This is a genomic window from Streptomyces sp. NPDC052109 (assembly GCF_040680195.1).
Taxonomy (GTDB): domain Bacteria; phylum Actinomycetota; class Actinomycetes; order Streptomycetales; family Streptomycetaceae; genus Streptomyces.
In genome coordinates this window covers 231,863-251,200 of the sequence record NZ_JBFAWF010000005.1, presented here as the reverse complement: position 1 = coordinate 251,200, position 19,338 = coordinate 231,863, and the positions used below count along the sequence as shown (strand labels likewise).

14 protein-coding genes are annotated in these 19,338 nt (G+C 73.2%); 6 read left to right on the top strand and 8 right to left on the bottom strand.

The genetic code is table 11. The features are described 5' to 3' along the window. Positions 1-48 precede the first annotated feature (48 nt). Positions 49-2,850, top strand: coding sequence for a SpoIIE family protein phosphatase (locus AB0L59_RS14010; RefSeq protein ID WP_365582553.1), 2,802 nt, complete (start codon positions 49-51; stop codon positions 2,848-2,850). 76 nt (positions 2,851-2,926) lie between these two features. Here AB0L59_RS14010 and AB0L59_RS14005 read toward each other — a convergent pair whose 3' ends face one another. From AB0L59_RS14005 to AB0L59_RS13990, 4 genes are read right to left on the bottom strand one after another with little or no spacing between them, the layout of a single operon-like run. After that, positions 2,927-3,595: a response regulator transcription factor gene (locus AB0L59_RS14005; RefSeq protein ID WP_365582551.1), complete on the bottom strand. Its 669-nt coding sequence runs from the start codon at positions 3,593-3,595 to the stop codon at positions 2,927-2,929. Next, positions 3,592-4,890 (bottom strand): histidine kinase, encoded by a 1,299-nt coding sequence (locus AB0L59_RS14000; RefSeq protein WP_365582741.1) that lies wholly within the window; start codon positions 4,888-4,890, stop codon positions 3,592-3,594. Before AB0L59_RS14000 ends, AB0L59_RS14005 begins: the two co-directional genes overlap by 4 nt. 32 nt (positions 4,891-4,922) lie before the next feature. Beyond that, the gene (locus AB0L59_RS13995) at positions 4,923-5,774 is read right to left on the bottom strand and encodes an ABC transporter permease (RefSeq protein WP_365582549.1); all 852 of its coding nucleotides are present in this window, start codon (positions 5,772-5,774) and stop codon (positions 4,923-4,925) included. Beyond that, complete coding sequence (locus AB0L59_RS13990; RefSeq protein ID WP_365582547.1) at positions 5,771-6,709, bottom strand: ATP-binding cassette domain-containing protein; 939 nt, start codon at positions 6,707-6,709, stop codon at positions 5,771-5,773. Before AB0L59_RS13990 ends, AB0L59_RS13995 begins: the two co-directional genes overlap by 4 nt. Positions 6,710-7,089: 380 nt before the next feature. Between AB0L59_RS13990 and AB0L59_RS13985 the strand changes: the two genes are divergently transcribed. The 4 genes from AB0L59_RS13985 (at position 7,090) to AB0L59_RS13970 (ending at position 10,218) form a co-directional block, all read left to right on the top strand. Continuing rightward, positions 7,090-7,428, top strand: a complete 339-nt coding sequence (locus AB0L59_RS13985; protein WP_365582545.1) for a MerR family transcriptional regulator — start codon at positions 7,090-7,092, stop codon at positions 7,426-7,428. Positions 7,429-7,657: 229 nt separating this feature from the next. Further along, positions 7,658-7,861 (top strand): cold-shock protein, encoded by a 204-nt coding sequence (locus AB0L59_RS13980; RefSeq protein WP_031482971.1) that lies wholly within the window; start codon positions 7,658-7,660, stop codon positions 7,859-7,861. A gap of 243 nt (positions 7,862-8,104) precedes the next feature. Beyond that, a complete protein-coding gene (locus AB0L59_RS13975; protein ID WP_365582544.1) occupies positions 8,105-9,670 on the top strand; it encodes a DEAD/DEAH box helicase in 1,566 nt (521 codons plus the stop codon). Between the two features lie 260 nt (positions 9,671-9,930). Further along, the gene (locus AB0L59_RS13970) at positions 9,931-10,218 is read left to right on the top strand and encodes an SCO5918 family protein (protein WP_365582542.1); all 288 of its coding nucleotides are present in this window, start codon (positions 9,931-9,933) and stop codon (positions 10,216-10,218) included. 744 nt (positions 10,219-10,962) lie between these two features. Here AB0L59_RS13970 and AB0L59_RS13965 read toward each other — a convergent pair. The 3 genes from AB0L59_RS13965 to AB0L59_RS13955 all read right to left on the bottom strand — a co-directional run bounded on the left by AB0L59_RS13965 (position 10,963) and on the right by AB0L59_RS13955 (position 15,813). After that, entirely contained in the window at positions 10,963-13,095 is a 2,133-nt protein-coding gene (locus tag AB0L59_RS13965; protein ID WP_365582540.1) for a SpoIIE family protein phosphatase, read from the bottom strand. A gap of 410 nt (positions 13,096-13,505) precedes the next feature. After that, entirely contained in the window at positions 13,506-13,973 is a 468-nt protein-coding gene (locus tag AB0L59_RS13960; protein ID WP_365582539.1) for a hypothetical protein, read from the bottom strand. Between the two features lie 148 nt (positions 13,974-14,121). Further along, positions 14,122-15,813 (bottom strand): SpoIIE family protein phosphatase, encoded by a 1,692-nt coding sequence (locus tag AB0L59_RS13955; RefSeq protein ID WP_365582538.1) that lies wholly within the window; start codon positions 15,811-15,813, stop codon positions 14,122-14,124. A gap of 403 nt (positions 15,814-16,216) precedes the next feature. Here AB0L59_RS13955 and AB0L59_RS13950 point away from each other — a divergent pair, with 403 nt between their 5' ends. After that, a complete protein-coding gene (locus tag AB0L59_RS13950; protein ID WP_365582536.1) occupies positions 16,217-17,698 on the top strand; it encodes a multicopper oxidase domain-containing protein in 1,482 nt (493 codons plus the stop codon). Positions 17,699-17,857: 159 nt separating this feature from the next. Here AB0L59_RS13950 and AB0L59_RS13945 read toward each other — a convergent pair whose 3' ends face one another. Further along, positions 17,858-19,198: an MFS transporter gene (locus AB0L59_RS13945; protein ID WP_365582535.1), complete on the bottom strand. Its 1,341-nt coding sequence runs from the start codon at positions 19,196-19,198 to the stop codon at positions 17,858-17,860. Positions 19,199-19,338 lie beyond the last annotated feature (140 nt).

Sequence of the window (19,338 nt, the reverse complement as noted above, 5' to 3'; positions counted from 1 at the left end):
GGGGACAGATCGGCGTCGGCGTCCCCGGTGCGGTGCTATCAAGGGTGTATGGAGGTATTTTCCGGGCGGTCTCGGCGCCTGGAACGCCAGCCGCCTGCCGGACGCCCGCGCCGACGCCGGGCTTCCCTGCTGGACCTGCACAGCACGGCCGGTCAGGTGTTCCTTCTGCAGGTCGTCATCGTGGTCCTGCTGGTCCTGGCCGGTATGGCGGTCATGATCGTCCAGACGGCGCGCGACGCGCTGCAGCAGGGACGTCGTGAGTCGGTCGTCGCCGCCCAGACGTTCGCGAACGCCCCCGGCACCGCCGCGGCGCTGCGGAGCCGTGATCCGACGGCGGTGCTCCAGCCGCGGGCCGAGGCGGCGCGCAAGCGCGCGGGCGTGGACTTCGTCGTCGTCATGAACACGCAGGGGATTCGTTACACGTATCCCTACCCACGGGAGATCGGGAAGAAGTTCGTCGGCACCATCGCACCGGCGCTGAAGGGCCGTACCGTCGTCGAGCAGGCCGGTGGTCCGCCGCTGCCCGCGGGCAAGGGCACGGCCGTGCAGGCGGTGGTCCCGGTGCCCGACGCGCGCGGCAAGGTGGTCGGCCTGGTGTCCGCCGGAATCACGGTCAGGAACGTGGCGGCCCTGTGGATGCCGCAGCTGCCGATCATCCTGGGCAGCGGCGCGGCCGCGCTGGCGCTGGCCGTGGCGGGGACGACGCTGGTGTCCCGGCGGCTGCGCCGGCAGACGCACGGCCTGGGCCCGACGGAGCTGGCGCAGCAGTACGAGCATCACGAGGCGGTCCTGCACGCGGTGCGGGAGGGAGTGCTGATCACCCGTGCCGACGGACGGCTGCTGCTGGTCAACGACGAGGCGAGGCGGCTGCTCGGACTGCCGGCGGACACGCGGGGACGCACGGTGCGGGAGCTGGGGCTGCCGGAGTCGATCACCCGGCTGCTGGCGTCGCCGGAGGTGGTCACCGACGAGGTGCATCGCGTCGGCGACCGGTTGCTGGCGGTGAACAAGCGGCCGACGTTCCCGGACACCGACCGGGGCGGCAGCGTGGTGACCCTGCGGGACACCACGGAGCTGGCCGCGGTCTCGGGGCGGGCCGAGGCCGCGCGGGAGCGGCTGAAAGTGCTGTACGAGGCCGGAGTGGGAATCGGGACGACGCTGGACGTGGGGCGTACGGCCCAGGAGCTGGCCGACGTGGCGGCGCCGCGGTTCGCCGACCTGGTGACGGTGGACCTGCTCGACGCGGTGCTGCGGGGATGGGAACCGACGGCGGAGGGCTGGCGGCATCTGCGCCGGGCGGCGATCGGCGGCGACCGGCGGATGGTGCCGGTGTATCCGCTGGGCGAAGTGATCGCGTTCTCAACCCGCACCCCGCAGATGCGGACGTTGCGGGAGGGCCGGGGCCTGCTCGAGACGGATCTGCGGCAGGCACACGGCTGGCGGGAACAGGATCCGGAGCGCGCACGCAAGGCACTGGAGTCCGGCTTGCGTTCGCTGGTGACCGTGCCGCTGCGGGCGCGCGACGTACCACTGGGCGTGGCGAACTTCTACCGCACCGTTGACTCCCCGGCGTTCGACGCGGAGGACCTCGCCTTCGCGGAGGAACTGGCCGCGCGGGCGGCGGTGGCCCTGGACAACGCCCGGAGGTTCACCCGGGAGCACGCGATGGCGGTGGCGCTGCAGCGCAGTCTGCTGCCGAGGGCGCAGCCGGAGCAGGACGCGCTGGAGGTGGCCTGGCGGTACCTGCCCGCGGAGGCGGGGGTGGGCGGGGACTGGTTCGACGTCATCCCGCTGCCGGGCGCTCGGGCCGCCCTCGTGATAGGTGACGTCGTCGGTCACGGGCTGCACGCGGCGGCGACGATGGGCCGGCTGCGCACTGCGGTGCACAACTTCTCCACCCTGGACCTGCCGGTGGACGAGGTGCTCGGGAACCTGGACGACCTCGTCGTCCGCATGGACGAGGAGGAGAACGCGGACGACGCCGAGGGAGGCCACGAGGGGGAGGGGGTGACGGGAGCGACCTGTCTGTACGCGGTCTACGACCCGGTGGCGGGGGTCTGCACGATGGCCCGTGCGGGGCACCCCGATCCGGTGGTGGTGCGGCCGGACGGGACGGTCACCTGTGCCGACGTGCCGGCCTCGGCGCCACTGGGCCTGGGCTGCTACCCGTTCGAGACCGCCGAGCTGTCCCTGCCGGCGGGTTCCCGGCTGGTGCTGTACACCAACGGCCTGGTGGAGGACCGCGCCCACGGCATCGACGCCGGGCTGGAGAGGCTGCGCCGGGCGTTGGACGGGTCCGGGGGGAGCAGCCCGGAGGAGACGTGTCAGGCGGTGATCGACGCGCTGAAACCGTCGCCCTCCTCCGACGACGTCGCGCTGCTGGTGGCGCGTACCCGGATGACCCCGTCCTCGCGCGTGGTCGAGTGGGACGTGCCCTGGGACCCGGCGGCGGTTCCCTCGGCGCGGGAGCGGTGCCGGAAGACGCTGCGGGAGTGGGGGCTGGAGGAGACCGGGTTCGCCACGGAACTGATCGTCAGCGAGTTGGTCACGAACGCGATCCGGTACGGCTCGCCCCCGGTCCGTGTGCGGCTGCTGCACGGACGCTGTCTGATCTGCGAGGTGTCGGACGGCAGCGGCACCTCGCCGCGCCTGCGGCGGGCTGCGACCACGGACGAGGGCGGACGCGGGTTGTTCCTGGTGGCGCAGTTCGCGCAGCGTTGGGGAACGCGGTACACGACCCGCGGCAAGGTCATCTGGACGGAACAGTTCCTCGACGACGGCGCATCCGCCGCCTCGGGCCACGCACCGGTCGACTTCCTTCTCGACCAGTTCGACGATCCCGACGCGTGAGCCGGCGAGCGAGCGCCGGGCGGTCCGGCCGCGCCGGGCGCCCCCTGTGTTTCCAGGTGCGTGGAGCGTCCCCGGCTCAGCCCGCCTGAGGTCGGGCCAGGCCGTGGTCGTAGGCGAAGATCACCGCCTGGATGCGGTCGCGGGCGCCGATCTTGGACAGTACGCGGCCGACATGGGTCTTCACCGTGGACTCCGACAGGACGAAACGGTCGGCGATCTCGCCGTTGCTCCAGCCCTTGCCGATGGCGACGAGAATCTCGCGTTCGCGGTCCGTGAGCGAGGCCAGCCGCGGGTCCTCGACGGAACCGTCGCCGCCGGATGGCACCAGACGGGCGAACTCGTGCAGCAGGCGGCGGGTGAGCGCGGGCGCGATCACCGCGTCGCCGGCGGCCACGGCACGGATACCGGCGAGGAGCTCCTCGGGGCGGGCGTCCTTGAGGAGGAAGCCGCTGGCTCCGGCGCGCAGTGCCGCGTACACGTACTCGTCGATGTCGAAGGTGGTCAGCACGAGGACGCGGGAGCGGTCGCCGGCGGCGACGATCCGGCGGGTGGCCTCGATGCCGTCCATGCCGGGCATGCGCACGTCCATGAGGACGACGTCGGGGCGGAGTTCGGCGGTCTTGCGGACGGCTTCGGCCCCGTGCGCGGCCTCGCCGACCACCTCCGTCTCGGGCACGGAGTCCAGGAGCATGCGGAAGCCGTACCGCTGGAGCGGCTGGTCGTCCACGACGAGCACGGTCGTCACCGGGCACCGTCCTGGGGAGTGAGGTCGAGGTCGGCCCGCACCGTCCAGCCGGCGCCCGCGGGGCTCGCGCTGACGTGCCCTCCGTAGAGCGCCGCTCGTTCTCGCATGCCCACCAGGCCGTGTCCTTCCTCGTTCGCCGTACGGGGACGGTCGGTCGGACCGGGCGGACCGGAGTCCTGGACGGTGATGGTCAGCCGGGTGTCCTCCACGACGATCGCCAGGGTCGCACGCGCACCGGCGCCGGCGTGTTTGAGGGTGTTCGTCAGGGCCTCCTGCACGATGCGGTAGACCGTGAGCTGCACCCCGCTGTCGAGGGCGTCGATGTCTCCGGCCGTACGGTAGACGACCTCCAGACCGGCGGCGCGCACTCCCTCGCACAGCGCGTCGATGTCCGTGACGCCCGGCTGCGGGCTCAGCTCGGGCTCGGCCGGCGGACCGTCCGCCTCGCGCAGTACGCCGAGCACCCGGCGCAGTTCGCCCATGGCCTGACGGCCGGTGTCCCCGATGAGGTGCAGTGCCTCCTTGCCCCGTTCCGGAGCGGCGCCGGCCGCATAGGCGCCCGCGTCGGCGAGGGTGATGATGACGGACAGGTTGTGGCCGACGATGTCGTGCATCTCCCGGGCCACCCGTGCCCGCTCGGCGGCGACGGCGAGTCTGCCGCGCTGGTCGCGTTCGATCTCCAGCCGTGCCGCCCGGTCCCGCAGCCCGGCCAGCTGGGCCCGCCGGATGCGGATCACCATGCCGAGCGCGAGTGCCGCGGTCGCCGTGCTGAGCAGGAAGAACAGGGCGTCCCAGACCGACACCGCCGCCGAGACCCGCGCCGCGACCAGGCCGAGCGCGCCCGCGCTGACCGCGCAGGCCCAGGGGAGCTGTCGCAGCCGCCCGTGCAGGGCCAGGCTGTACAGGGCGACGAAGAGGGCGACGTCCGCGCGGAGCGCGGCACCGAGGGACCACTGGAGGACGAACACGGCCGTGACGGCGCCGAATGCTGCGGCGGGCGCCCGCCGCCGCCACAACAGCGGCAGCACCAGCCCGGCCTGCAGGGCCAGCATGCCCGCCACGGGCAAGCGGGTGAACGCCACACGGAAGCGGCGCGGGCCGTCACCGTCGCCGTCGCCGCCGATCACGCCGACCGCGTGCAGCAGGTCCGGCAGGCAGAACAGCAGGGCCACCAGGACCACCACCGCTGTGTCCAGCACCCACGGCCGGGCCCGGTCGGCGTGCCGGAGCCGCTGGCCGACCCGGCCGAGCCGGGCGACCAGCGGCCCCATGCCGCTGAGATCCTCGGTGGTCACGGACGTCACCACACCATGATGCGGGTGGCCGCTCAGACGTCGCTGCGCAGCAGCCGGTACGCCGCTCCGGCCAGCGCCAGGGCCGTCCAGCCGAGGAAGACCAGGAGTCCGGCGCCCGGCGACAGGGTCGTCGAGTCGTGGGTCAGGGCGAAGATCGACTCGCCCGCGTGGCTGGGGAGGTAGGGGTCGATGTTTCCCTGCCAGGAGCTGGGCAGCAGGGAGATCAGCCCGGGTACGAGCATCAGGGCGGCGACCAGGACCGAGATGCCGCCGGCCACGGACCGCAGCAGCGCGCCCAGGGCGGCGCCGATGACGCCGACCAGGCCGAGGTAGAGCCCGGCGCCCAGGAGGCTGCGGACGACGCCGGCGTGGCCGAGGCCCATGGCGGCGGGGGTGCCGGAGACGATCTGGCTGCCGACGAGGAAGGCGACGAACGCGCCGACGGTCGCGACCACCAGCGCGACCAGCCCGTACACCGCCGCCTTGGACCACAGCACGGGCAGCCGGCGCGGGACCGCGGCCAGGGTCGAGCGGATCATGCCGGTGGAGTACTCGCCCGCCGTGACCAGCACGCCGAGCACGCCGAGGGCCAACTGGGCGAAGTTCGTGCCGAAGAGGGACAGGCTCACGGCCGTCGCGGTGGCGAAGTCGCGGTCCATGTGCCGGCCGGAGTCGAGGTTCGACTTGTAGTGGCTCGCGGCGATGACGCCGAAGGCGACGAGGAACAGCAGGCCCAGGCCGAGCGTGATCCAGGTGGAGCGCAGGGACCAGAGCTTGGCCCACTCCGAGGCCAGCACGCGCCGCCCGGTCACCCGGTAGGCGGGCCGGGCCGGGGCGGCCGGGGCGGTCTCGGGGGTCTCGGGGGTTGCCGTGAGGGTGCTCATGCCGCGCTCCCGGAGGTCTCGGTGCCGGTCGTGGAGCCGTGGTACTCCACGGCGTCCCTGGTCAGTTCCATGAAGGCCTCCTCCAGCGAGACGGCCTTCGTGGTCAGCTCGAACAGGGGGATCCCGTGCTCGGCCGCCTTCAGCCCGATCTCGCGGGCGGACACCCCCGTCACCTGCAGCTCCTCGGAGCCGATGCGTCCCGTGATCTCCACGCCCGGCCCGGCCAGCACGTCCCGCAGCCGCGCGGGGTCGTCCGTCGCGACCTTCACGGTGTCGCCGCCCGCCTCGCGGACCAGGTCCTGCACGGTGGTGTCGGCCAGCAGCCGTCCCCGCCCGACGATGATCAGGTGATCCGCGACCAGGGACACCTCGCTCATCAGATGCGAGGAGACGAACACCGTGCGGCCCTCGGCCGCGAGGGAGGTGAGCAGGTTCCGGATCCAGAGCACGCCCTCGGGGTCGAGCCCGTTGACCGGCTCGTCCAGCATCACGGTCTGCGGATCGCCGAGCAGGGCCGCCGCGATGCCGAGCCGCTGTCCCATGCCGAGGGAGAAGGCGCCCGCCCGCTTCTTCGCGACGCTGCCGAGACCGGCCAGTTCGACGACCTCGTCGACCCGTCGGCGCGGGATGCCGTGGGTCAGCGCGAGCGCGCGGAGGTGGTTGTAGGCGGAGCGGCCCGGGTGGATCGACTTCGCCTCCAGCAGCGCCCCGACCTCCTGCAGCGGTGCCTGGTGGCGGGCGTAGCGCTGTCCGTTCACCGTGACGGAGCCGGCCGTCGGCGCGTCCAGCCCGACGATCATGCGCATCGTCGTGGACTTGCCCGCTCCGTTGGGGCCGAGGAATCCGGTCACCGTGCCCGGCTTCACGGTGAAGTCCAGCCCGTCGACGGCGGTCTTCTCCCCGTACCTCTTGGTGAGCTGCTGTGCCTCGATCATTCGCGTTCTCTCTTTCGGACTCCGGCGCCCGAAACGCCCGACGCCTCCTTGGGCACGCTAAGTCCGCGATCCGCCGGATCCGGTGGTACCGGGGGCTGAACAGTGGCGGGCGGGTAGTACCGGGGTACTACGGCGCTCCGCCCCTCATCGGAGCCGCCGGTCACCCTGTGGGGCCGTCCCGGCCGGATCCCGGGCCGGCCTGCACGGCATGCCCCGGGCGGCCGGATGCCCGGCCCGACGCGGAAATCTGCCACGGCGAGGCCACATGCCCGCACCCGGCGGAGTTAGGGTTTGGGTGCACGAGGCAGGTGGCGCTGAGACTTCAGCGCGGGTGCCACGCACGCCCGGCTTCCCCGCCGCGCCCCCGAAACGAAGGTGACATGCCCGCTGAGAACGCCCCTGCCGCCGGCAACCTCGACGACGACGACTATCCCGCCTACACCATGGGGCGGGCCGCCGACGTTCTCGGGATCACCCCCGCCTTCCTCCGCGCCGTCGGCGAGGCCGGGCTCATCACGCCCCTGCGCTCGGAAGGCGGCCACCGCCGGTACTCCCGCCGCCAGTTGCGCGTCGCCGCCCGCGCCCGCGAACTGGTCGACCAGGGCACTCCCGTCGAGGCCGCGTGCCGCATCGTCTCGCTCGAGGACCAGCTCGACGACGCCCTCCGCCTGAACCGGGACATGCGCCGGAAGCTGGACGGACGCGGCACGGATACCTAGTCCCGCCGGTACAGAATTACGGACCGTGACGGGACGAGAATTCCCGGACGCTCCGCCAAATACACGGGTGCGGCGACCGGACCTGTGTTAGCGTGATAGCAGTTGCAGTTTTGGTTGCCAGAGATTTTTTCTTTGCAGAGCTTTCCGGATCTTTCCGGAGGGGTGATCATCGCGGCGACTCGGCTCCGCAGAGTGCGGGGTCCGGCATTGCCCCCGAGGGAGATTCAATATGGCATCTGGCACCGTGAAGTGGTTCAACGCGGAAAAGGGCTTCGGCTTCATCGAGCAGGAGGGTGGCGGCCCGGACGTCTTCGCCCACTACTCGAACATCGCCACCCAGGGCTTCCGCGAGCTTCAGGAAGGCCAGAAGGTGACCTTCGACGTCACGCAGGGCCAGAAGGGCCCGCAGGCCGAGAACATCGTTCCCGCCTGACACTGACGCGAATCGTCGCGAGCCAGTGGTTCGCGCATCATGTGGCTGGGGCCCGCGCTCTTGGGGTGCGGGCCCCAGTTCGTTGATTTCCCCGCTTTCCGGATTTTACCGGGCCGCCGACGCCCCCGGCCGCCCCACGGAAGCCCGGTTTTTCTTTTTTCTCCGGCTCATTCTTGCGAATCCTTGTGCGGCCACAGCCGCCGGACGGAATTCCTCGATACGCCGCATCGAGGAGGTTCCCCCATGAACCGCACCCCCCGTCGCGCCGGCGGTGCTTCCGGCGGCTTCCGCAAGGACGGGAGGTCCGCGCGCTCGACAGGATCCGCTCGCGGCAGCCGCTTCCGTACGGACGAGACGGGCCGCCAGGTCCCCCGCCAGGGCGCCGGACGAAAGAGCGGCCAGAGCGCACGTTCCGCCCCGCGCCGACAGGAGTTCGCCCTGCCGGTCACCGTCACCGAGCCGTTGCCGGCGGTCGAGGCGTTCGCCGAACTGGACATGCCCGCGGAGCTGTTGGCCGCCCTCGGCACCGAGGGCGTCACCGTGCCCTTCCCGATCCAGGCGGCCACGCTGCCGAACGCGCTGGCCGGCCGGGACGTCCTGGGCCGGGGCCGTACCGGCTCGGGCAAGACGCTCGCGTTCGGCCTGCCGATACTGGCCCGTCTGGACGGGCAACGCGCCCAGCCCCGGCAGCCGCTCGCCCTCGTCCTCGTGCCCACCCGGGAACTGGCCCAGCAGGTCACCGACGCGCTCGCCCCCTACGCCCGCGCACTGCGGCTGCGGCTCGCCACCGTGGTGGGCGGCATGTCGATAGGCCGGCAGGCGAGCGCGCTGCGCGGCGGCACCGAGGTCGTCGTCGCGACACCCGGCCGCCTCAAGGACCTCATCGAACGGGGTGACTGCCGGCTGGACCGGATCGCCGTCACCGTCCTGGACGAGGCCGACCAGATGGCCGACATGGGTTTCATGCCGCAGGTCACCGCGCTGCTCGACCAAGTCCCCGCCGGCGGGCAGCGGTTGCTGTTCTCGGCCACTCTGGACCGCAACATCGACCTCCTGGTGCGCCGCTACCTCCACGACCCCGTGGTGCACTCGGTCGACCCGTCCGCGGGCGCCGTCACCACCATGGAGCACCACCTGCTGCACGTGCACGACGCCGACAAGGACACCGCCGCGACCGAGATCGCCGCACGCGACGGACGCGTGATCATGTTCCTGGACACCAAGCACGCGGCGGACCGGCTGGCCAAGCACCTCCTGTCCGTCGGGGTGCGTGCCTCGGCCCTGCACGGCGGCAAGTCCCAGTCACAGCGCAACCGGACACTCGACCAGTTCAAGGACGGCCACGTCACGGTTCTGGTGGCCACCAACGTCGCCGCTCGCGGAATCCACGTCGCGGGCCTCGACCTCGTCGTGAACGTCGACCCTCCCGGCGACCACAAGGACTACCTCCACCGCGGTGGCCGTACCGCACGGGCCGGCGAGTCCGGCACGGTCGTCACCCTCGTGCTGCCGCACCAGCGGCGTGCGATGGACCGCCTCATGGCCGACGCCGGCATCGTTCCGCACACCTCCCGGATCCGCCCCGGCGAGGCCGAGCTGCAGCGCATCACCGGCGCCCGGAGCCCCTCCGGCGTACCCGTCGTCCTCGCCACGCCGGTCGACGGACAGCGCGAGGGCGGTGGCTCCGCCGGCCGGCGTCGCAGGGGCCGGGCCGCCGGTCGTTCGGGGAACGGCCAGGGCAGCGGCCGTGTCGGGACCGGCCCGGCCGCTGCCCGGAGCCGTCGGCCTGCTCGCCGGAACAACCCGTAGCCCGACCACGGGGGGAAGCGCTCCCCGCGGTCGGGACGAGCCGTCACCCCTCCCGCCCGCCCGACGAAGAGGAGATGCCCTTGACGCCGTTCCCGCCCCGAACGCAGCAGGCCGACAGCGCCGGCCGGACCGCCCGCGACGCCCTCGGCATCCTCGCTCTCGCTTCCTGACCGCCGCCCGCTCCCCGTCCCACCCCGTCCGACCACCGTCAAGCGGTCGGCCTGCTCCGGCGTCCTTCCCCACCCCCTGTGGAGGCATCCATGCGCTGTGTCATCGCTCGTTTCCCCTTCGACCTGACCAAAGGTGAGGTCGAACAGTCCATGAGCGGCATCACGCCCGAACCCGTCACCGGCGTGTCCGTGACCATCGGTCACCACGTCTACCCCGTGATGCAGGTCGGAGAAGTGATCACCAGGCAGAACCGCCGGGACTTCACCACGGATGAGATGCGCCGGGCACTGACGCGACTCGGCTTCAACTGTCACGACGCGCGCCCGATCGCGCCGGCCCGGGAGGCGCGAGCCGACGAGGACACGTTCGGCTGGTGACGCCGTCACCAGCGGCGACAGGTGCCCGCGGTGTCCGGGGGTTGGACCGCCGACGATGTGGCACCCGGCCGAGGGCGGGCCGGACGCGCGATGCGCGTCCCCCAGGGCCGACGTTCGGCAATGAGCCGCAAGGCCGCACTTGGCCGGTACGGCCCGCTCCGCCGGTTGTCGCTGCCAGGCTGCCCGGCGACAACCGGTGCGGCCGGCCCGAGCCGTGCCGGGCGGCGCCGCGGACGCGCGACCGCGCAGGGGACGCACGGCTCCCCACTTCGAGGTCCGGTGCAGGCCGCCGGGAACCCGGGCTCTGGCGCTGAGCGAAAGCCCCGGCCGCCGTCCTCGATCACCGGGAGAGCTCATCGCCGAGGCGTCCCGTGGAGGAACGCAGCCGCCACCGGGGTCAGCAGGTGGAGACGCCCTCGCCCGCTCGATGCCGCGCCACCGCCGCCCGGTGTCACACGCGCCGTACGGCGGGCACCCTCGTGTCCGCCCGGCCGCCGGCTCGCCCGCGACGGCTTCCCCCTCACCGCGACGGCACTGACCCCCACCGCACCCGCTCCCTGACGGACCCCGCCCCCGCCCTCCCCCATGCCGACGCCTACCAGGACGGGCGGCTGATGTTCAGCGCCACCAGCGGTCTCGTCGGCGTCTGACCCGCCCCGCCCGCACCCCCTGACCGGTCGGACGGCCCGACCGGTCGGGGCCCGCACGGTCGTGCCGCCGGTCGTCCGACGGACGCGGTCCGCGTCAGGTGGCGGTGCGCCGCGGGCTGATCAGCAGCAGGGCGACGTCGTCGGTGCGGAGGCCGGATCGCCGGGCGCGGGCGATGAGGCTGTCGGCCAGGACGTCCATGGACTCGTCCCCCGTGCGCGCGAGCCGGTCGGCGAGGGCGTTGATCGCATCCTCGATGTCGGTGCCGGGCGCTTCCACGAGTCCGTCGGTGTAGAGGGCGAGCACGGCGCCGGGCGGCAGGGGGATGTCGCTGGTGGCGTAGTCGGCGGCGGGGTCGATCCCGAGCAGCAGGCCGGGCGGCGGGTGGAGGACCTCGGTGCGGCCGTCCGGGTGGCGCAGTATCGGCGGTAGGTGCCCTGCGGTGGCCAGGCAGGCACGGTGGCGGGCGAGGTCGAGGCTGACGTAGAGGCAGCTGGTGAACAGGCCGGCGTCGAGGTCGGTGAGCAGGCGGTTCGTGCGGGCGAGGACCTCGCCGGGCGGTGCGCCGGCGCCTGCGTGGACGGCGGTGCGGACCTGTCCCATGAGGGTGGCGGCCTGCACGTTGTGGCCCTGCACGTCACCGATGGCCGCGGCGGCCGCCGCCTCGTCGAGGCGGATGAGGTCGTAGAAGTCGCCGCCGACGTCCATGCCGTAGCTGGCCGGAAGGTAGCGGGCGGCCACGTCGAGGCCGGGGATGTGGGGCAGCGTGCGGGGCAGCAGGCCGGCCTGGAGGTTGTGGGCGAGCTGCTGTTTGGCGTCGTAGAGACGGGCGCGGTCCAGCGCCTGGGCGATCAGCCCGGCGGTCGAGGTGAGAGCGGAGCGCTCCTCGGTGGGAAACGCCCGCGGCCGGTCGTAGGCGAGGACCAGCGAGCCGACGGGGCGCCCGGAGGTGATCAGCGGGAGGAACGCCCACGCGGCCATCGCGTCGTGGAGGACGTCCGGCGGGTAGGCCTGTTCGAGGTCGCCGAAGGTGCCGAAGAAGCGCGGCACGCCCGTCGTCAGGACGTGCACCGCGGGGGTGCCGGAGGAGAGCGGGGCCGCGTCGAAGCGTTCCATGAGCTCCGCGGAGTAGCCCCGGTAGCCGATGATCCGCAGCCTGCCCTCCTCGGCGGCCATCAGAGCGAGGGCCTGGGCGCCGAAGGCGGGCAGTACCTGGTCGGCGACCCTTTCGACCACGTCCTGCACGCCGACCGCTTCGGTCAGCGTGGCAGCCAGGTGCATCAGGTGGTACAGGGCCGTGGCCCGGCCGGGTTCGGCGGCGGGCGCGGGGTGCAGCAGATGCGGAGGGGCTACGGCATCGGCCGAGGCGGTGGGGACGATGCGCACGCTGATGCCGGACGCGTCCGGGTACAGGTGGAAGGACAGCCACTGGTCCGGTGGACGCAGAGCGGTGAAGGACGTCGGCCGGCGGCTGAGCACCGCGGCCCGGTAGCGGTCCTCGGCGGCCGGGTTGTCCAGCCAGGCGAGCGCCTCCCAGGGCCGGGCGCCCAGCAGGTCGGGGATGCCGGCGCCGATGAGCTCGGCCGCGGCGGTGGTGAGGAAGGTGATCCGGCCGTCCGGGTCGAGCGCGCAGCAGCCGCTGGGGAGGCGCTCGGCGAAGTCGACCGCGGCCTGCGCTTCGGCCGGTCCGGCGGCGCGCTTCCGCGGGGCGGGCAGGATCCGCGGCTCGGGCCCGACCAGCGCACGGCCGCCGGCGGCGTCCTCCCGCAGGATCAGGCCCAGACGACGGCAGGTCGCGTCGATCACCTCACGCTCTTGTGCGCTCAGCGTGGGAGGGTGCGCGCTGGACCAGTGCAGCACCAGACCGCCCCACGCGCGCGGGCCGGTGGTGATCGGCGCGGCGGCCATGGTGAAGGGATACGGCAGGACGAGCGCCAGCTGCGGATAGCGCCGGGCCAGCTCCTCCTGGCTGCCGATCCAGACCAGTTCTCGCTGCCGCACGGCGGTGGTCACCGGGCTCGCGGCCGACAGCGCGACCCGCGCCCAGGGCAGGGCGATCCGCCGGGAGATCCCGCTCAGCACCGCGAGCTGCAGTACGTGTCCGTCCGGGGACAGGACGTAGACGGCGCTGGCGTAGGCGCCGGTCTCCCGCGCGCACTGCTCCAGGACAGCGTCCAGGGCATCCGGGCCGAAGCCCGGGGAGTGAGCGTCGGGGGCCGTGTGGGACACGCTGCTTCACCCCTCCGTACGGCGCCGCCCGGCGATCTCCATGGCCGCCCGAGGGTGCCGGGGGCCGCGTCCGCGCGGATACGCAGTCCCACGCCGCCCTGCGTCCGGCCGGCCCCGGTCTACCGGCACCGCCCGGCGCGGCGGCGGGCACGCCGTACCGTCTGCCGGTGGCTCCGGACCGCGGTACCGGCGGCGAGGAGAGGGCGGCCCCGGCCGGGCGAGACCGGCCCGGCCGCATCTGGCGTCACCCATATACGGACGATACGTCCGGTGCCGGCGGACGGCAGTGCGTCAGGCACACCGCCGGCAGGCGGGCGTGGCCGCTCCGACGCCGGACGGCGGTGGGGTGCCGCATGAACCTGCTGCGCCGGCCGGTGCGATGACCGGCAGGACCGTCCCGACCACCGGCGTCACGGGCACGGCGAACGGAGCTGTACGTCGTCCTTGTTCGATTCCCGCAGCGTGAACCAGCCGACCCTGCGGCCGAACAGCCAAATCGGGCCCAGGTACAGGTACGGGCCGACCTGGCGGATCTCGTCCCTCACGCCCGCGCACACCAGGGACGTGGCGGAGTAGTCGACGACGATGCACTCCTGGTCGTCCAGCCAGCTCTGGCCGGGCCCGACCTGGGCAACGGCGCACAGGATGTCCAGCGGTGTGAGCCGGTTGCTGAGGTAGCCCTCCGGGCTGAACACCTCGCCCCGCCACACGAACACGTTCACCAGGCCGGCGAACAGCCGCGCCACCGCGGTCCCGGCCTGCGGGAAGATCGCCGTGCCCTCCATCGGGCCGTGCGGGACCTCACCGGCCGGACTCTTGCGAAACAGCTCCTCGAGCCGCGCTTCGTCGGAGTTGAGCAGCTCGGTCTCGGTAGGCATCACGCTCTTCCTTCCGGGCTTCACTGTTCCATCCGCTGCCTCCCCATCGTGGGCCCTCCCGACGCGGCTCACCACCGCTGGCGAGCCCGGCGTCGCGGACCCGGCGGGCCGAACTCCCGCACGGGCTGGGCCGTCGGCTGGGCGAAACTCAGCAGGGGGTGCCGGGCACGCACCGCACCGCCAGGAGGGCCACGTCGTCGTCGTTGTCGGGTGGGCGCGCCCGTGCCAGCAACTCGTCCGCGAAGGGCTCCAGGGCTCGGTGGGCCAGGGACGCCGCATGCCGGCGCAGGCGGTCAAGGCCCTCGTCGAGGGTGTGGCCGGGGGACTCGATCAGGCCGTCGGTGTAGAGGAGCAGGGTCGCCCCGGGCGGCAGCTCCGCCGTCGCGTCGGGGCGGACCCGGTCGGGCATGACGCCGAGCAGGAGTCCGTGGCCGTCGGTCAGATAGCCGGCCACGCCGTCGCGGGTGACCAGCAGCGGGGGTGGATGGCCCGCGTTGGTCCAGGACAGCTCGTACTGTCCGGCGCCGTTCACCGTCAGGCGGGCGAAGACCAGCGTGGCCATGGACACCTCTGCGACGTCCAGGGTGGCGTGGTCGAGCCATTCCACGATCTTGCTCGGCGGCTTCTCCTGGGAGGCGGCGTACGCACGGAGCATGTTGCGCAGCTGGGCCATGCCGGCCGCGGCGTCGAGGTCGTGGCCGACGACGTCACCGATGGCGAGGGCGGTGGCGCCGTCCGGCAGGGTGAACGCGTCGTACCAGTCGCCGCCGACCTCGGAGGCGTCCGGCGCGGGCAGGTAGCGGGCGGTCATGCCCAGGCCGGGCGTACGCGGGAGCTTCGGCAGCAGATGGCGCTGCATGGTCTCGGCGACCTTGCGCTGGCGCTGGTAGAGGCGGGCGTTCTCCAGGGCCAGGCTGGCGCGGCGGGCGATGTCCTCCAGCAGGGCGGTGTCGGTGGCGGTGAACCGCTCGGGCTGGTCGGCACGGCCGAGGGTGAGGGCGCCCAGGACGTCGTGCAGGCTGCGGAGCGGGACCACGATCGCCGAGTGCATGCCGGTGGTCTCGAACAGGCGCCGCTGCTCGACCGCGATGCCGGAGTCGGGTGGGCCCTGGTAGGTCTCCGGGCCGGCGAGGGAGGAGGCGACGCCGCGCAGGGCACGGGACAGGGGCATCGGGGACTCCTGCGGCACCGGTGGCATGGGTCCCTGGAGGTCGTCCCGGAACACCAGGGTGCCGCCCTCCGCATGGGCCACGGCGAAGCGCCGTACGTCGTCCTGCTCGCCGATCAGGTCGATGACGGCCCAGTCGGCGATGCGGGGCACCACGAGGCTGATCAGGCGGCGCAGCGCCTCGTGGATGTCCAGGGTGGACGTGAGCAGGGTGGTCGTCTCGGCGAGCAGAGCGAGCCGTTCCAGTTCGGAGAGCCGTCCGTCGGCCGGCGGCCGCGGGGCGGGCCGCCCGGGACGTCCCGCGGAGTGGAAGAGGACGAGCGTGGCCGACTGGCGGACACCGATGTCACAGGGAGTGGCCAGCCACGCCACCCGCAGCAGGCTGCCGTCGCCGCGCTCGAGCCACTCGCCGTCACCCTGCGCCGTGCGCCCGGCGAGGATGCACTCCCGCATCCGGCACTGGGTCCTCGGGATGGGTTCCCCGCAGCTGGTGCGGTGCAGCAGGTCGTGGGCGTCCCGGCCGACCAGGCCGGAGGCGGGGCGGCCCAGGAGCTGTTCGCCGCGCGTGTTGACGGCGACGATGGAGCCCTGCTCGTCGGTCAGGCAAGCACCCGTGCCGAGCGCGTCGAGGGCCCTGGCAACCGCTTCCCGAGGACCGCCCGAGCCCGTCATGGCCTGCCTCCCGTCACCGGAGCGAAATCCTGGGCACCCCTGCTCTCCTGGGTTCCCCCGGGGACATGGCTGATGCCCACGGCAAGATCGAGCGCTGCAGTTCCCGGCCGGTCGGCTCGACCCGCCGGCGGGCGGGCCGGAAGCCGCTCGCGCCCTTCGGCCGACAGCCGATGGTCCGTGTGCTTCCCGTGGAGTCCGGTCCGCCGAAGAGGTCACCGCCCGGGCAGCCGAACGACATCGTCTTCCCCTCGATGGCCATACCGCAGCCCCCGTGGGGCAGCGCACGGGACGACAGGACCTTACCTGTCCGGAATAGTATGCCTTGCCCGTATATGCACATGCGTCTGTGGCTGATCCGACTCCGCCTACGTTGCTCGCCAGGCAGAGGGAAGGGAGCACAGCGGTGTCCGTTTCTCGTCGGGACGTCCTCCGGGCGGGGGGCGCGTTCGTGCTGGCCGGAGTCGCTTCCGGCGGGGTGACCGGGTGTGAGTCCCGGGCGGCGATGAGCGCGGCCGTCCCCTCGGGGAAGGCCGACCACACGCTGCGGATCGCGACCGGACGCGTCGAGCTCGCGCCGGGCACGGTCGTGACGACCACGACGTACAACGGTCGGTTCCCCGGGCCGCTGCTGCGGTTCACCGAAGGCCGCCCGGTCGTGGTCGACGTGCTCAACGACACCGGCACGCCCGAACTGCTGCACTGGCACGGCCAGCGGGTGCCCGCCGACGTGGACGGGGCCGCCGAGGAGGGCACCCCGTACATCCCCGCGCACGGGACGCGGCGCCTGTCGTTCACCCCGGGACCGGCCGGTTTCCGCTTCTACCACACCCATGTGGCCGCACTCGGTGACCTGACCCGGGGCACGTACTCCGGTCAGGCCGGGCCGGTGTACATCGAGCCGAAGACCGACCCAGGGGCCTACGACCAGGAAGTGTTCCTGACGCTCAAGGAGTTCGGGCCCTCGCTCAGCCACGGCGGGGACATTCCCCTGTCCTTCCTGGCCGGCTCCCCGGTGCCGGACCTGAAGCGCAGGGGCGAGAAGGCCATGGCCGACTCGCTGGCCCGGGGGATGCCGCGCGGCTACGAAGTCGGTTACCGCGTCTTCAGCGTCAACGGCCGCAAGCTCGGCCATGGTGAGCCGATCAGGGTCAAGGCCGGACAGCGCGTGCTGTTCCACGTCCTCAACGCCAGCGCCACCGAGATCCGCAGCCTCGCCCTGCCCGGCCACACCTTCGAAGTCGTCGCGCTCGACGGCAATCCGGTGCCCCGCCGAGCCGGCGTGCCGGTGCTGTGGATCGGCACCGCCGAACGCGTCTCGGCCCTGGTGGAGATGGACCACCCGGGTGTGTGGGTCCTCGGGGACCTCTCGGACGACGACCGGAACGCCGGCATGGGCACCGTGGTGGAGTACGCCGGCCGCACCGGTACCCCGCGGTGGACCACGCCGCCCGCGTTCACCTGGGACTACCGCGCCTTCACCGACGCCGGCCCCACCACCCGGCGGCCCGACCGCACGATCGACCTGCTGGTGGAGAAGCGCAACGCCGCCGAGAAGGGGTTCAACGTCTGGCCGCTGAACGGCGTCCCCTTCTCCCTGGACACCGACAAGCCGGTGCTGGACGTCGAGCACGGCAAGCGGTACCGGATGCGGCTGCGCAACGCCAGCGACGACATCCATCCCCTCCACCTGCACCGGCACACCTTCGAGCTCACCCATGTATCGGGCACTCCCACCCACGGCCTGCGCAAGGACGTCGTCATGCTGGGCGGCTACCAGACCCTCGACTTCGACTTCACCGCCGACCAGCCGGGGCTGTCCCTGTTCCACTGCCACCAGCAGCTGCACATGGACTACGGATTCATGATCCTGCTGCGCTGCTCCTGACCTCCCAGGACTGCTCGGGCCGAGGCGCCCGGCCACGACCACCGTTCCGCTCGCCTGTCCACCACGGCGTGCGGGGTCACGGCCCGCTTCAGCCGGTCGGTCTCCGCCCGCGGAGCCCTGCCGCGCCGCCGCCCCCGCTCACCCACGCCACCATCGGCCTCAGGCCGCGGTGCCGAGGGCCTCTCGGCCCGTCCTGTCGCCCGGCTCGGGCAGGAGCACCGGCGCGGGGGTCCGGCGTCCGTGGACGAGGAGGCCCGCGCCGATCGCGCCGGCGATCAGCAGGCCCCCGGCGACCAGGGCGCCCCGGGCCCCGGCGAGCTCCATGAGCAGGCCCAGGGCCGGCGGGCCGGCGAGGCCCCACACCGTGCCGATGCCGCTCCACACCCCGAGGACGCGTCCGCGCAGGTGAGCGGGCGGGTCGGTCTGCAGGACCGCCGTTCCCGCGGTGTCGGACACGGACTCGGCCACCGCCATGGGCAGGACGAGGACGAGGAGCACGGCGAGCGACGGCGACAGCGCCGCCGCCACCTGGAGCAGTCCGCCCACGGCGGCCAGGATGCCCACCGCACGCACCGACGGGCGCCGCAGCCGGGCGCCGAGCACCGCCCCGAGGATGCCGCCGACGGCCAGGACCGTGGAGACCGTGCCGAAGGAGCCGGCACCGCCGGCGAGCGGCCCGGTGACGAGCACGGCGAGCGTGAGGCCGTAGTTGCGGCCGAAGACCGCGCTGATCCCGTTGATCCCGGCGAGCGCGACCAGGCGGGGCCTGCGCACGAAGAAGGCCAGCCCCTCCCGCACGGTCATCCCGTCCCCGGCGGCGGGCTCCGGCGCCGGGGCCTCGACGGGCCGCACGGCCGCTCCGGGCGCCGGGCGCAGGAAGGGGATCACCGAGGCCACGAAGAGGAAGGACAGGCCGTTGGCCGCGTAGGCGGCGCCCGTGCCCAGGAAGGCCACGGTCACACCGGCGAGCGCCGTGCCCGCGAGCCGGCCCGCGCTGTGGACCAGGGCGCCCACGCCGATGGCGGACGGAACGTCCTCGACGGGCACGAGGTCGTTGCCGAGCAGGGCGCAGGCCGGTGCGTCGACGGTGGCGATGGTGCCGGTCACGGCGGCCAGCGCCAGCAGGGACGTCATGTCGAGTCGGCCCAGCGCCACCAGGGTCGCCGTGGTGAAGGCGACCAGGCCGAGCAGGGCCTGGCTGACGGCGGCCGTGAGCTTGCGCGGCCAGCGGTCCACGGCCGCGCCGCCCGCCAGGCTCATGAGGAGGGCGGGGGCGGCCTGGACGGACATGGACAGACCGGTCGCCGCGGCGGAGCCGGTGATGTGGAGCACCAGGAGGTTCTGCACCGTCAGCTGCATCCAGGTGCCGGTGTTCGACACCAGGTTCGCGACGGACCACCAGCGCATGCCGCGGTGTCTCAGGGACCGCCACGGCGAGCGCGAGGGAGCGGTGCGGGGGTGCGGGAGGCGGGCAGGGGCGGTGGGGGATGCGGAAGACACAGGGAGATACCCGAGGCGAGGCGGCGGTCGTGGAACGCAGCGGAACCGAGGAACGCCGGCGGCACTGCGCGGCCGCTCCACCTTGTCGGTCACGGCGTCGACCATCGTGGCAGACGGGCCGGGTCGGGCGTCGGCCGTCC